The sequence below is a fragment of the Conchiformibius steedae genome, assembly GCF_014054725.1.
In the GTDB taxonomy this organism is placed as follows: Bacteria; Pseudomonadota; Gammaproteobacteria; order Burkholderiales; family Neisseriaceae; genus Conchiformibius; species Conchiformibius steedae.
Genome location: NZ_CP059563.1, coordinates 563,992 through 577,173 on the forward strand (window position 1 = coordinate 563,992; position 13,182 = coordinate 577,173).

Annotated in this window: 10 protein-coding genes, 2 tRNA genes and 3 rRNA genes; 12 read left to right on the forward strand and 3 right to left on the reverse strand. The window is 50.3% G+C overall.

Annotated elements, in window-relative coordinates:
* Positions 1 to 18 precede the first annotated feature (18 nt).
* Positions 19 to 384 carry a roadblock/LC7 domain-containing protein gene (locus tag H3L98_RS03220; RefSeq protein WP_027022180.1) on the forward strand — a complete coding sequence of 122 codons (366 nt, stop codon included), beginning with the start codon at positions 19 to 21 and terminating at the stop codon, positions 382 to 384.
* Between the two features lie 83 nt (positions 385 to 467).
* Here the strand turns inward: H3L98_RS03220 and H3L98_RS03225 are convergent, their stop codons facing one another.
* Positions 468 to 1,529 (reverse strand): cytochrome-c peroxidase, encoded by a 1,062-nt coding sequence (locus tag H3L98_RS03225; RefSeq protein WP_156932304.1) that lies wholly within the window; start codon positions 1,527 to 1,529, stop codon positions 468 to 470.
* Between the two features lie 443 nt (positions 1,530 to 1,972).
* On the opposite strand from H3L98_RS03225, the gene H3L98_RS03230 reads away from it, so the two are divergent.
* From H3L98_RS03230 to H3L98_RS03255, 6 genes are all read left to right on the forward strand, one after another.
* Positions 1,973 to 3,513 (forward strand): 16S ribosomal RNA (locus H3L98_RS03230).
* Between the two features lie 64 nt (positions 3,514 to 3,577).
* Positions 3,578 to 3,654 (forward strand) — tRNA-Ile (locus H3L98_RS03235).
* Positions 3,655 to 3,696: 42 nt separating this feature from the next.
* Positions 3,697 to 3,772: transfer RNA gene (locus H3L98_RS03240), tRNA-Ala, on the forward strand.
* A 328-nt stretch (positions 3,773 to 4,100) separates the two neighbouring features.
* Positions 4,101 to 6,986, forward strand: a 23S ribosomal RNA gene (locus tag H3L98_RS03245).
* Positions 6,987 to 7,060: 74 nt separating this feature from the next.
* Positions 7,061 to 7,173: ribosomal RNA gene (gene rrf, locus H3L98_RS03250) — 5S ribosomal RNA — on the forward strand.
* Together the 16S, 23S and 5S rRNA genes with 2 tRNA genes alongside form the textbook arrangement of a ribosomal RNA operon.
* 72 nt (positions 7,174 to 7,245) lie before the next feature.
* Complete coding sequence (locus tag H3L98_RS03255; RefSeq protein ID WP_027022779.1) at positions 7,246 to 7,893, forward strand: MBL fold metallo-hydrolase; 648 nt, start codon at positions 7,246 to 7,248, stop codon at positions 7,891 to 7,893.
* A gap of 43 nt (positions 7,894 to 7,936) precedes the next feature.
* Here H3L98_RS03255 and alr read toward each other — a convergent pair whose 3' ends face one another.
* Positions 7,937 to 8,989 carry an alanine racemase gene (gene alr / locus H3L98_RS03260; RefSeq protein WP_027022778.1) on the reverse strand — a complete coding sequence of 351 codons (1,053 nt, stop codon included), beginning with the start codon at positions 8,987 to 8,989 and terminating at the stop codon, positions 7,937 to 7,939.
* Between the two features lie 145 nt (positions 8,990 to 9,134).
* Between alr and rpsP the strand changes: the two genes are divergently transcribed.
* The 5 genes from rpsP (at position 9,135) to H3L98_RS03285 (ending at position 11,880) form a co-directional block, all read left to right on the forward strand.
* Positions 9,135 to 9,380, forward strand: a complete 246-nt coding sequence (rpsP, locus tag H3L98_RS03265) for a 30S ribosomal protein S16 (protein ID WP_027022777.1) — start codon at positions 9,135 to 9,137, stop codon at positions 9,378 to 9,380.
* Entirely contained in the window at positions 9,380 to 9,886 is a 507-nt protein-coding gene (gene rimM, locus H3L98_RS03270) for a ribosome maturation factor RimM (protein ID WP_027022776.1), read from the forward strand. The genes rpsP and rimM overlap by 1 nt, the downstream gene beginning before the upstream one ends.
* Entirely contained in the window at positions 9,886 to 10,671 is a 786-nt protein-coding gene (trmD, locus tag H3L98_RS03275) for a tRNA (guanosine(37)-N1)-methyltransferase TrmD (RefSeq protein WP_027022775.1), read from the forward strand. Before rimM ends, trmD begins: the two co-directional genes overlap by 1 nt.
* Complete coding sequence (gene rplS / locus H3L98_RS03280) at positions 10,649 to 11,017, forward strand: 50S ribosomal protein L19 (RefSeq protein WP_027022774.1); 369 nt, start codon at positions 10,649 to 10,651, stop codon at positions 11,015 to 11,017. Before trmD ends, rplS begins: the two co-directional genes overlap by 23 nt.
* Before the next feature lie 74 nt (positions 11,018 to 11,091).
* Positions 11,092 to 11,880, forward strand: coding sequence for a Cof-type HAD-IIB family hydrolase (locus H3L98_RS03285; protein WP_027022773.1), 789 nt, complete (start codon positions 11,092 to 11,094; stop codon positions 11,878 to 11,880).
* Between the two features lie 42 nt (positions 11,881 to 11,922).
* Here H3L98_RS03285 and fabF read toward each other — a convergent pair whose 3' ends face one another.
* Positions 11,923 to 13,170 (reverse strand): beta-ketoacyl-ACP synthase II, encoded by a 1,248-nt coding sequence (gene fabF / locus H3L98_RS03290; RefSeq protein ID WP_027022772.1) that lies wholly within the window; start codon positions 13,168 to 13,170, stop codon positions 11,923 to 11,925.
* Between the last annotated feature and the right edge of the window lie 12 nt (positions 13,171 to 13,182).

Sequence of the window (13,182 nt, forward strand, 5' to 3'; positions counted from 1 at the left end):
AATTGATTGGAAAACAAAATGCATGCACAACTTTTAACTTCCATATTGAGTGATTTGAACAGCTCTTCGGCAGATATTACCGCATCGGCCGTGATTTCTACCGACGGCTTGCCTATTGCCCACATGCTTCCGCGCAACATTGATGCCGACCGTATCGGTGCCATGTCTGCCGCATTGCTGGCACTGGGTAACCGCACCGCGCAAGAACTTTCTTGCGGCGAACTGGAACAAGTCATTGTAAAAGGGCGTTTGGGTTATACCCTGCTGATTCAGGCAGGTGGAACCAATGTTTTATGCTTAACCGCGCGTGAAACGGCAAAACTCGGTTTGATTCTGCTGGATGCCCGCCGCGCCGCCCGCAGCATTGTAGATGTTACCAAATAAACCTTGTGTTTAAGCCATAAAAAACATACTGCCAAAATGCTTGGCAGTATGTTTTTTATTGATTGGAAATAAGCATTTCAACTTTATTCAGGCAGCTTCGGCACTTGTAAAGCCTCTTTCGGCACTTCGCCCGTGGTGCTGTGCAAAAACGCCACAATATCGTCCACATCCTGCTTGCTCAGTGTCTTGCCCAATTGTGCCTCACCCATAATCGACACCGCTTCGCCCAAATCCGCGATGCTGCCGTTATGAAAATAAGGTGCAGTTTTACCCACATTACGCAAACCCGCCACGCGGAACACAAAACGGTCTTCCTCTTTCTTGGTGATGTCAAATACCCCTTCATCACGGTTTTTACTGTGAATCAAATCCCAATAAGGTCCTTTTACCAAACCGAATTTTTGAAACAAATCCCCACCCAGCGTTACCCCCGAATGGCATGCCACACAACCATTGTTGATAAACGACTTAATTCCGCGTTTTTCCTGCTCGTTCAAAGCATTCGTATCGCCTTTCAGATAACTGTCCCAACGGCTTGGTGTCAGCAGCGTCCGTTGAAACGCCCCCAAAGCGTGCGCGATATTATTAATGCTGACCTTACCGCCGTTTTGGGCGTAAGCTGATTGAAATTGCTTCACATAACCCGGAATGGCGGCAATTTTGCGCTCCACTTTCTCATGATTTGGCATTGCCATTTCAATCGGATTAATAATAGGATGTTTGGCTTGTTCTTCTATATTGGGTGCGCGTCCGTCCCAAAATTGCGTTTTTAATAAAAACGCATTTAATACCGTAGGCGAATTGCGAACCCCAGGCGCGCCATTGTGTCCGGGGCTGGTGGGTTTGTTATCCACACCATGCGTAGTCAGCAGATGGCAGGTATTGCAACTGATATCGTTGCCCAGCGACAAACGCGTGTCATACCAAAGCTGCTGTCCCAGTTTTACCTGCTCATCATTCAAATGATGCTCTTTATTGGCTTCCTCAAAGCTGGGTAAAGGCTGAAAAATACCCTGCGCCTGTGTCAGCAGCTCAATCTCTTCAGGATTCGGTTTCACAGATTTCGTATTATTTTCGGGCGAACACGCGGCAGCAGCCAATACTGCCAACAAAGCCCCATATCGTAAAATAGAAGTGGTTTGCATAATCAAGCCCTTAATTTGGTGTTATTATATAACCAATACAATATTTTACATTTTAACACAAATGCCAACATCGTGTATAATACGCCCATACCAACACTTTGAACCCAATAACAGCAGTTTAAAGCATCACACATGATTGCATAATTTCCGCCACAATTTTTGCAACAAAATACTGTTAATAAATAACGGTGTGTCAAATTTCCTGCAATTTTTTGTGCTCTAGTGCTTGCCAAGATTTAGCAAAGTGCGTATAGTTCGGTTTTTCGCTGCTGCGACATTAGTTTTCTGGTTGTGGTAGCCATTTTTATTGCTCTTTAACAGTTGATTACCGATAAGTGCGGATATTTGTCCGCACTGCCAAGATTGACGAGTACACAGTAATTTTGTTTGTTGTGTTCTTGTCGGTTTTTTTGAGCAGACCAGAAGTTATTAAGTTAGAGATTGAACATAAGAGTTTGATCCTGGCTCAGATTGAACGCTGGCGGCATGCTTTACACATGCAAGTCGAACGGCAGCGGGGAAGTGCTTGCACTTCTGCCGGCGAGTGGCGAACGGGTGAGTAATGCATTGGAACGTACCGGGTAATGGGGGATAACTTGCCGAAAGGTAAGCTAATACCGCATACGCTTTAAGAAGGAAAGCGGGGGATCATCTGACCTCGCGTTATCCGAGCGGCCAATGTCTGATTAGCTAGTTGGTGGGGTAAAAGCCTACCAAGGCAACGATCAGTAGCGGGTCTGAGAGGATGATCCGCCACACTGGGACTGAGACACGGCCCAGACTCCTACGGGAGGCAGCAGTGGGGAATTTTGGACAATGGGCGCAAGCCTGATCCAGCCATGCCGCGTGTCTGAAGAAGGCCTTCGGGTTGTAAAGGACTTTTGTACGGGAAGAAAAAGTTGTGGCTAATACCCATGACTGATGACGGTACCGTAAGAATAAGCACCGGCTAACTACGTGCCAGCAGCCGCGGTAATACGTAGGGTGCGAGCGTTAATCGGAATTACTGGGCGTAAAGCGGGCGCAGACGGTTATTTAAGCAGGATGTGAAATCCCCGGGCTCAACCTGGGAACTGCGTTCTGAACTGGATAGCTAGAGTGTGTCAGAGGGGGGTAGAATTCCACGTGTAGCAGTGAAATGCGTAGAGATGTGGAGGAATACCGATGGCGAAGGCAGCCCCCTGGGATAACACTGACGTTCATGCCCGAAAGCGTGGGTAGCAAACAGGATTAGATACCCTGGTAGTCCACGCCCTAAACGATGTCAATTAGCTGTTGGGGTGCTTGACACCTTAGTAGCGTAGCTAACGCGTGAAATTGACCGCCTGGGGAGTACGGTCGCAAGATTAAAACTCAAAGGAATTGACGGGGACCCGCACAAGCGGTGGATGATGTGGATTAATTCGATGCAACGCGAAGAACCTTACCTGGTCTTGACATGTACGGAAGAGCGTAGAGATATGCTTGTGCCTTCGGGAACCGTAACACAGGTGCTGCATGGCTGTCGTCAGCTCGTGTCGTGAGATGTTGGGTTAAGTCCCGCAACGAGCGCAACCCTTGTCATCAGTTGCCATCATTAAGTTGGGCACTCTGATGAGACTGCCGGTGACAAACCGGAGGAAGGTGGGGATGACGTCAAGTCCTCATGGCCCTTATGACCAGGGCTTCACACGTCATACAATGGTCGGTACAGAGGGTAGCCAAGCCGCGAGGCGGAGCCAATCCCAGAAAACCGATCGTAGTCCGGATTGCACTCTGCAACTCGAGTGCATGAAGTCGGAATCGCTAGTAATCGCAGGTCAGCATACTGCGGTGAATACGTTCCCGGGTCTTGTACACACCGCCCGTCACACCATGGGAGTGGGGGATACCAGAATTGGGTAGGGTAACCGAAAGGAGCCCGCTTAACACGGTATGCTTCATGACTGGGGTGAAGTCGTAACAAGGTAGCCGTAGGGGAACCTGCGGCTGGATCACCTCCTTTCTAGAGAAAGCGGTCAAGTATCCGCACTTATCGGTAATCATGTTAGATGCAAGAAAAAGACCTTGGGTTTGTAGCTCAGCTGGTTAGAGCACACGCTTGATAAGCGTGGGGTCGGAGGTTCAAGTCCTCCCAGACCCACCAAACTGCTTAAAGCCGTTTGAAAGACCCAAACTGAAGAATACTGGGGGCATAGCTCAGTTGGTAGAGCACCTGCTTTGCAAGCAGGGGGTCATCGGTTCGATCCCGTTTGCCTCCACCAAATATCAGGTATTTCATCAGATATTAAATAAAGCTTTTGCAAATAAAAGCGGATTAAGGTAAAATAGTCTGTTTTTATTTGCAAAAATAATTGCATCGCTCTTTAACAAATCGGAAGCCGAAATCAACAAACAAAGACAATGTTGGTTGTAAATATAAATATATTTCAACCACAGTAATTTGGGTGATGATTGTATCAATTGTTCCTGAACACAAAAGGCAGGAACAATTCACAACAAAGCAGTAAACTGTATCAAAGTAAGGTATCTGAAGTTTGTTCTGGTCGTCAACGCCAAACAAACGAAGTCAACAGGTACTTCAAATGATAGAGTCAAGTAAATAAGTGCATCAGGTGGATGCCTTGGCGATGATAGGCGATGAAGGACGTGTAAGCCTGCGAAAAGCGCGGAGAAGCTGGCAATAAAGCAATGATACCGCGATGTCCGAATGGGGAAACCCACACACTTTAGTGTGTATCACAGAGTGAATACATAGCTCTGCTGAAGCGAACCCGGAGAACTGAACCATCTAAGTACCCGGAGGAAAAGAAATCAACCGAGATTCCGTAAGTAGTGGCGAGCGAACACGGAAAAGCCTGTGCGTAATAATGGCAGTGTTAGGAAAAGGACTTGGAAACGTCCGCCATAGTGGGTGATAGCCCCGTATCCGAAAACACTATCATGGTACTAAGCGCACGAAAAGTAAGGCGGGACACGTGAAATCCTGTCCGAAGACGGGGGGACCATCCTCCAAGGCTAAATACTCATCATCGACCGATAGTGAACCAGTACCGTGAGGGAAAGGCGAAAAGAACCCCGGGAGGGGAGTGAAATAGAACCTGAAACCTGATGCATACAAACAGTGGGAGCCCTGTATAGGGTGACTGCGTACCTTTTGTATAATGGGTCAACGACTTACATTCAGTAGCGAGCTTAACCGAGTAGGGGAGGCGCAGGGAAACCGAGTCTTAATAGGGCGAACAGTTGCTGGGTGTAGACCCGAAACCGAGTGATCTATCCATGGCCAGGATGAAGGTGCGGTAACACGCACTGGAGGTCCGAACCCACGCATGTTGCAAAATGCGGGGATGAGCTGTGGATAGGGGTGAAAGGCTAAACAAACTCGGAGATAGCTGGTTCTCCCCGAAAACTATTTAGGTAGTGCCTCATGTATCACTTCCGGGGGTAAAGCACTGTTATGGCTAGGGGGTCATTGCGACTTACCAACCCATGGCAAACTAAGAATACCGGAAAGTGCAATCATGGGAGACAGACAGCGGGTGCTAACGTCCGTTGTCAAGAGGGAAACAACCCAGACCGCCGGCTAAGGTCCCAAATGACAGATTAAGTGGTAAACGAAGTGGGAAGGCACAGACAGCCAGGATGTTGGCTTAGAAGCAGCCATCATTTAAAGAAAGCGTAATAGCTCACTGGTCGAGTCTTCCTGCGCGGAAGATGTAACGGGGCTCAAATCTGTAACCGAAGCCGCGGATGCTAGTTTACTAGCATGGTAGGGGAGCGTTCTGTAAGCCTGTGAAGGCAGCTTGTAAAGGCTGCTGGAGGTATCAGAAGTGCGAATGTTGACATGAGTAGCGATAAAGCGGGTGAAAAGCCCGCTCGCCGAAAGCCCAAGGTTTCCTACGCAACGTTCATCGGCGTAGGGTGAGTCGGCCCCTAAGGCGAGGCAGAAATGCGTAGCCGATGGGAAACGGGTTAATATTCCCGTACTTTGATTCAATGCGATGTGGGGACGGAGAAGGTTATGCTGGCAGACTGTTGGAATAGTCTGTTTAAGCTGGTAGGCAGAGGAAGTAGGCAAATCCGCTTCCTTAATGCCGAGACGTGATGACGAGCAACCACGGTTGCGAAGCAGCAAATACCACGCTTCCAGGAAAAGCCACTAAGCTTCAGTTGAATCAGAACCGTACCGCAAACCGACACAGGTGGGCAGGATGAGAATTCTAAGGCGCTTGAGAGAACTCGGGAGAAGGAACTCGGCAAATTGATACCGTAACTTCGGGAGAAGGTATGCCCTTTTAGGTGAAGGACTCGCTCCGTAAGCCAAAGAGGGCCGCAGAGAATAGGTGGCTGCGACTGTTTATTAAAAACACAGCACTCTGCTAACACGAAAGTGGACGTATAGGGTGTGACGCCTGCCCGGTGCTGGAAGGTTAATTGAAGATGTGCAAGCATCGGATCGAAGCCCCAGTAAACGGCGGCCGTAACTATAACGGTCCTAAGGTAGCGAAATTCCTTGTCGGGTAAGTTCCGACCCGCACGAATGGCGTAACGATGGCCACACTGTCTCCTCCCGAGACTCAGCGAAGTTGAAATGGTTGTGAAGATGCAATCTCCCCGCTGCTAGACGGAAAGACCCCGTGAACCTTTACTGCAGCTTTGCATTGGACTTTGAAGTCACTTGTGTAGGATAGGTGGGAGGCTATGAAACAGAAACGCCAGTTTCTGCGGAGCCGCCCTTGAAATACCACCCTGGTGGCTTTGAGGTTCTAACCCAGATCCGTCATCCGGATCGGGGACCGTGCATGGTAGGCAGTTTGACTGGGGCGGTCTCCTCCCAAAGTGTAACGGAGGAGTTCGAAGGTTACCTAGGTCCGGTCGGAAATCGGACTCATAGTGCAATGGCATAAGGTAGCTTAACTGCAAGACCCACAAGTCGAGCAGGTGCGAAAGCAGGACATAGTGATCCGGTGGTTCTGTATGGAAGGGCCATCGCTCAACGGATAAAAGGTACTCCGGGGATAACAGGCTGATTCCGCCCAAGAGTTCATATCGACGGCGGAGTTTGGCACCTCGATGTCGGCTCATCACATCCTGGGGCTGTAGTCGGTCCCAAGGGTATGGCTGTTCGCCATTTAAAGTGGTACGTGAGCTGGGTTTAAAACGTCGTGAGACAGTTTGGTCCCTATCTGCAGTGGGCGTTGGAAGTTTGACGGGGGCTGCTCCTAGTACGAGAGGACCGGAGTGGACGAACCTCTGGTGTACCGGTTGTGACGCCAGTCGCATCGCCGGGTAGCTAAGTTCGGAAGGGATAAGCGCTGAAAGCATCTAAGCGCGAAACCCGCCTGAAGATGAGACTTCCCTTGTGGCTTGACCACATTAAAGGGTCGTTCGAGACCAGAACGTCGATAGGCAGGGTGTGGAAGCACAGCAATGTGTGGAGCTAACCTGTACTAATTGCCCGTAAGGCTTGACTCTATCATTTGAAGTACTTAATCAGTTTACTGAAATACATCATTACCCAACAGCGGCTTCCGATTTATCCTTTTATGTTTGGCGGCAACAGCGCTGCGGTACCACCCCTTCCCTTCCCGAACAGGACCGTGAAACGCAGCTGCGCCGATGATAGTACGGATCCCCGTGCGAAAGTAGGGCACCGCCAAACTACCTATACTCAAATCCCCCGCTTAATAGCGGGGGATTTTTCATATATATAAAACAAAAAGATGGAAAGAAAATGGCTTTAAATATCAAAATTATTCCCGTTACCCCTTATGAACAAAACGCTACTTTGTTGTGGGATGATGCCAGCAAAGAAGCGGTTTTGGTGGATGTGGGGGGCGATGTGCCTGTATTGTGGGCGCAGTTACAGGAATTGGGTTTAACATTAAAAGAGATTTGGCTGACGCATGGTCATTTAGACCATACGGGTGGGGTGGTGGAAATGCTGAAATTGGCAGATGTGCCAGTGATTGGTCCGCACCGTGAAGATTTGTTTTTGCTGGAAAGCCTGCCTGAAACCACTCGTGCTTATGCGAAACATGGTTTTGCGTTCTCACCGTCTTTTGTTCCCAGCCGTTGGTTGGAAGAGGGGGAGCAGGTGCGTTTGGGGGATTATGTATTTGAGGTTTTACATATTTTCGGGCATACACCAGGGCATGTGGTATTTTATTGTGAATCAGAGAAATTACTGATTGCGGGGGATACGCTGTTTAAGGAAAGTGTTGGGCGTACCGATTTTCCGCGCAGCGACCCACAGGGTTTATTAGATAATATCCGTACCAAACTTTATACTTTACCTGATGATGTGCGTGTGTTACCGGGGCATCGTGAGACAACCACCATTGGTTATGAAAAACAACATAATCCTTATGTTCGCGGATAAATAGGGTAGGCTGTCTGAAGTGGGATTGCAGACAGCCTTAAAATTATTCGCTATAAATCCGTTGGGCGCGTTTGATGTTGCAGACGATTTCGTAGGCAAGTGTGCCTGCGGCAGCGGCGATTTCATTGACATGTACGGTGTCGCCAAACAATTCAATTTCGCTGCCGATGCCGCCGTGTTTGAGTTCTACGGTCATCATGTCCATGGATACGCGCCCGACAATACGGGTGCGTTCGCCGTCTGCGGCAATGGGGGTATCGGTACTTGCATGGCGGGGGTAGCCGTCGCCGTAACCGCAGGCAATTAGTCCGATGCGGCTGGAGCGTTTGGTGTAGAAGGTTGCGCCGTAGCCTACGGGTTCGTGTGGTTGTAAAACGCGTTCGGCAAATACGCGGGTGCTGAGACGCATCACGGGTTTGAGACGGGCATCGTTGCCGCCAAACGGGGAAATACCATAGAGTGCCAGTCCTGCGCGTCCCCAGTCGCGGTGTGAGGGTGGGTAGTCCAAAATTGCGGCAGAATTTGCCAAACTTTCTGCGCCTGCTAAACCTTCACATGCTAAATCAAAGGTTTCGGTTTGTAATTCGGTCATGGCACGGTCGGTTTCGTCGGCGCAGGCAAAGTGGCTCATTTTGATGATTTCGGCGACGTGCGGGCTTTGTTGCAAGGCGGTATAGGCGGCGGCGTAGTTGTGCGGAAAAAAGCCTGCGCGGTGCATGCCGCTGTCCATTTTCAGCCAAACGGTACGCGGCGACTGCCAAGCGTGTGCCAAAAAACTTTCCAATTGTGCCTGATGATGAATCACGGGCCACAAATCCCATTGTTCTACTTGTGCATATTCGTTGGCTTCAAACACGCCTTCCAACAGTACAATCGGTTTGTGAATGCCGTTTTCGCGCAACAGCAAGGCTTCTTCCAACATTGCCACGGCAAAACCGTCTGCGATGTCGTCCAAGGCTTGGGCGCAGCGCACGGCACCGTGTCCGTAGGCATCGGCTTTGACGACCGCCAACAGCTTGCCGCCGTGTAATTGTTTCAAAGTATGATAGTTTTCGCGCAAACGGTTGAGGCGGATTTCGCAAAGCAGGGGGCGCATCGGCATTCCTTTTTAGCAGGACAAAGATGAAAAAAGCGCATTATACCTGTTGATAAACCGTGAAAAAACACTTGCCCAACCGTGGCAAAAAACACTACAATAGACAGTTTTATATTGATACACTTCCCAATTAGGAATTAAACACATGGTAGTTATCCGTTTGGCCCGTGGCGGCTCTAAAAAACGTCCTTTTTACAACATCATCGTAGCCGACAGCCGCGCCCGCCGCGACGGTCGTTTTATTGAGCGCGTGGGTTTTTACAACCCCGTTGCCAATGAAAAACAAGAGCGCGTGCGTCTGCACAGCGACCGTTTGAACCACTGGATTGGTCAAGGCGCACAATTGAGTGATGCCGTTGCCAAATTGGTTAAAGGTCAAGCAGCCGCCTAATGGACGCACAAAACTGGGTGGCAATGGGCTATATTAAAGGCGCATTTGGTATTAAAGGCTGGCTGAAAGTCAAAGCCGATACCGAATTTGCCGATAGTCTGCTTGACTATCCCGAATGGCAATTGCGCCGTGATGGCAGCATCCGCACGGTTGAAGTGGCGGAAGGCAAAGCAGTAGGCGATGAATTGCAAGTTAAATTTGTCGGGATTGACGACCGCGATGCCGCTGCATTATTGCGCGGCTATACCATTGAAATCGCCCGTGAAGCTTTTGCACCTGCCGAGGAAGACGAGTATTATTGGGCGGATTTGGTCGGTATGAAAGTGCTGAACCGCGATGGGGTGGAATTGGGCGCAGTCGCCAATCTGATGGATACTGGCGCACACGATATTTTGGTGGTAAACGGTACATTCGGGCAAAAACTGATTCCGTTTGTGTCGCATTATATTGATGATGTCAATGCCGAAACCGGTGTGATTACCGCTGATTGGGGTGCAGATTACTGATGTTTTTTCAGGCTGTTACCCTGTTTCCCGAAATGTTTGCCGCATTAACGGAACACGGTGTGAGCGGACGGGCGTTGCGGCAGGGTTTGTGGCGTTTTGATACCGTCAACCCGCGCCAGTTTGCCGATAACCGTTTGGGTTATATTGACGACCGTCCGTTTGGCGGCGGACCGGGCATGATTATGATGGCAGCACCGCTTCAGGCTGCTATTGGTTTTGCCCGCAGCCGTTGCCAAGGCGACAGCCGCGTGGTTTATCTCAGTCCGCAGGGCGCACCGCTGACTCATCAGCGCGTAGCCGCACTGGCACAACAGCCCAATCTGATTTTGCTGTGTGGACGTTATGAAGGCGTAGATGAACGCGTTTTGCAAACCCATGTAGATGAAGAAATTTCCATTGGCGATTTTGTTGTTTCGGGTGGCGAACTGCCCGCAATGATGTTGATGGATGCCGTGCTGCGGTTGCTGCCCGATGTGTTGGGCGACAGCCGTTCCGCCGAGCAGGATTCGTTTGCAGACGGTTTGTTGGATTGCCCGCACTACACCCGCCCCGCCGAATTTGATGGCATGCCCGTGCCCGAAGTTTTGATGTCTGGCAATCATGCCAAAATTGCCGAATGGCGGCTGGAACAGTCGTTACGGCGTACTTTATCGCGCCGTCCTGAATTATTGGACGGACGCACGTTTAGCCCACAGGAAGCCCGTCTTTTGGAACGTATCCGAAAGGAACAGGCAAATCCATATTATATTAAGGAAAAACAAAATGAATTTGATTCAACAACTTGAGCAAGAAGAAATTGCCCGCTTGAATAAAGAAATCCCCGCTTTTGCCCCCGGTGATACCGTGGTGGTGTGGGCGCGTGTGGTGGAAGGCAACCGCACCCGTTTGCAAGCCTATGAAGGCGTGGTGATTGCCAAGCGCAACCGTGGTTTGAACAGCAGCTTTATCGTGCGTAAAATTTCTAACGGCGAAGGCGTAGAGCGTACTTTCCCGCTGTATTCGCCCCGTGTGGAAAAAATTGAAGTGAAACGCCGTGGCGATGTGCGCCGTGCCAAACTGTACTACTTGCGCGGCTTGACCGGTAAGGCAGCGCGTATTAAAGAAAAACTACCTGCCCGCAAAAAAGACTAATTTGGTTTTTTGATTTTGTAACGCCCGCAATTCTGCGGGCGTTTTTGTAATATATTGATTTTGAATAGTGGCTTATGTTTGTTCCAAAAATCGTGTTTTTTGATATTGATGATACTTTATATTTGAAACGGCAACGTTTGATTCCCGATTCTGCCCGTGATGCCATTAGGCGTTTGCAGGAAAAGGGGATTCGGGTGGCGATTGCTTCGGGGCGCAGTCCGTCTGTGTTGCCTGAAGCTGCCAAGCAGTTGATTGATGAATACGGTATTGACCCTGTGTTGCTGATTAACGGGCAGTATATCCGTTATCAAGGGGAGGTTTTGAAGGCGTTTCCGATGCAGCGGCAGGTGTTGGCAGGGGTGTCGGCGGCGTTGGAACAGGCGGGTATCAACCATGCTTTTGTGTCGGCGAACGATGTGGCGGTGGCGTGGGAAGAGGCGCATTTTGCGGCAGCAGCGGCGGAATTGGGTTTGCCGTATATTGTGGATAAACGGCATTATGATACGCAAGAGGTGTATCAGATGCTGGCGTTTTATCCGCCTGAATACGATAAGGCGGTAGCGGCGATGTTGCCCGCGCATTTAAAAACGGTGCGTTGGCATCAGTACGGTGTGGATATTTTGGACGCGGCAGGTTCAAAAGCGCGGGGGATTGCGGCGGTTTTGCAGGCTTTGGGTGTGCAAATGGAAGAGGCGATGGCGTTTGGCGACGGGGCAAACGATGTGGAAATGCTGCAGGCGGTGGGTTTTGGGGTGGCGATGGGCAATGCTGCGCCTGAACTAAAGCGTTTGGCGAAATATGTTTGTCCGCGTGCCGATGAAGACGGGATTTTTCGCGGTTTGCGGGATTTGGGGATGATTTAATAAAACAAGTGCTTGATTATTTATCAAGCACTTGTTTTTTGCTTATCCTTCAAACTTTTTAAAGACCAGTGTGCCGTTGGTACCGCCAAAACCGAAAGAGTTGGAAGCAACGGCGCGGACAGTCATTTGTCGGGCTTCGTTGGCACAGTAATCCAAATCGCAGCCGTTTTCCACATCTTGCTCGTGCAGGTTGATGGTGGGTGGAACGGCTTGATGATGAATCGCCAATACGCTGTAAACGGCTTCCACGCCGCCTGCTGCACCGAGCAGGTGTCCCGTCATGGATTTGGTGGAACTGATGGTCAGCTTGCGGGCGTGTTCGCCAAATACCATTTTTAAAGCGTTGGTTTCATTGGCATCGCCTAAAGGGGTGGACGTGCCATGCGCGTTCACATAATCAATTTCGTTGGCATTTAAACCCGCGTCGTTGAGGGCGCGTTGCAGGGCGAGGGCAGGACCTTCCACATTGGGCGCGGTAATGTGGTGGGCATCGGAACTCATACCGAAACCAACCAATTCGGCGTAAATTTTCGCACCGCGTTTTTTGGCGTGTTCCAGCTCTTCCAGCACGAGAATGCCTGCGCCTTCGCCCATTACGAAACCGTCGCGCCCTTTATCCCACGGGCGTGAGGCAGTGGCGGGGTCGTCGTTGCGGGTGGACAGGGCTTTCATGGCGGCAAATCCGCCTACGCCCAAGGTACAAACTGCGCTTTCTGCGCCACCTGCAATCATCACGTCAGCATCGCCGTATTTAATCATACGCGCCGAATCGCCGATAGAGTGTGCGCCTGTGGTACAGGCAGAAACCATGCCGTAGCTGGGACCACGGTAGCCTTTTAAGATGGTAACGTGTCCAGCAATCAGGTTAATCAGTGAACCAGGGATAAAAAACGGGTTGATTTTGCGCGGACCGCCTTTTTGCAACACATTGGCGGTTTCTTCAATCAGCGGCAAGCCGCCGATGCCCGAACCGATATTGACACCCACACGGTTTTTATCCAAATCGGCAACGTCGTCCAAACCTGCATCTGCCACCGCTTGCAAAGCAGCAGCAATGCCGAAATGGATAAATACGTCCATGCGGCGGGCTTCTTTGGCGGGCAGGTAAGCACCGATGTCAAAATCCTTCACTTCGCCCGCAATTTGGCACGCCAGTTCGGAAGCGTCAAAACGGGTGATGGTGCTGATACCGCTTTTGCCTGCCAGCAGGTTTTGCCACGCCGAGGCAGGGTCGTTGCCCACTGGCGACACTTGTCCCAAGCCAGTAATCACGACACGTCTTTGATTCATGGGAATTCCTTT

Excerpts from the sequence above, each read along its gene's own strand:
- H3L98_RS03220 (WP_027022180.1), top strand. The coding sequence starts at position 19 with ATGCATGCACAACTTTTAACTTCCATATTGAGTGATTTGAACAGCTCT.
- H3L98_RS03225 (WP_156932304.1), bottom strand. The coding sequence starts at position 1,529 with ATGCAAACCACTTCTATTTTACGATATGGGGCTTTGTTGGCAGTATTG.
- H3L98_RS03255 (WP_027022779.1), top strand. The coding sequence starts at position 7,246 with ATGGCTTTAAATATCAAAATTATTCCCGTTACCCCTTATGAACAAAAC.
- alr (WP_027022778.1), bottom strand. The coding sequence starts at position 8,989 with ATGCGCCCCCTGCTTTGCGAAATCCGCCTCAACCGTTTGCGCGAAAAC.
- rpsP (WP_027022777.1), top strand. The coding sequence starts at position 9,135 with ATGGTAGTTATCCGTTTGGCCCGTGGCGGCTCTAAAAAACGTCCTTTT.
- rimM (WP_027022776.1), top strand. The coding sequence starts at position 9,380 with ATGGACGCACAAAACTGGGTGGCAATGGGCTATATTAAAGGCGCATTT.
- trmD (WP_027022775.1), top strand. The coding sequence starts at position 9,886 with ATGTTTTTTCAGGCTGTTACCCTGTTTCCCGAAATGTTTGCCGCATTA.
- rplS (WP_027022774.1), top strand. The coding sequence starts at position 10,649 with ATGAATTTGATTCAACAACTTGAGCAAGAAGAAATTGCCCGCTTGAAT.
- H3L98_RS03285 (WP_027022773.1), top strand. The coding sequence starts at position 11,092 with ATGTTTGTTCCAAAAATCGTGTTTTTTGATATTGATGATACTTTATAT.
- fabF (WP_027022772.1), bottom strand. The coding sequence starts at position 13,170 with ATGAATCAAAGACGTGTCGTGATTACTGGCTTGGGACAAGTGTCGCCA.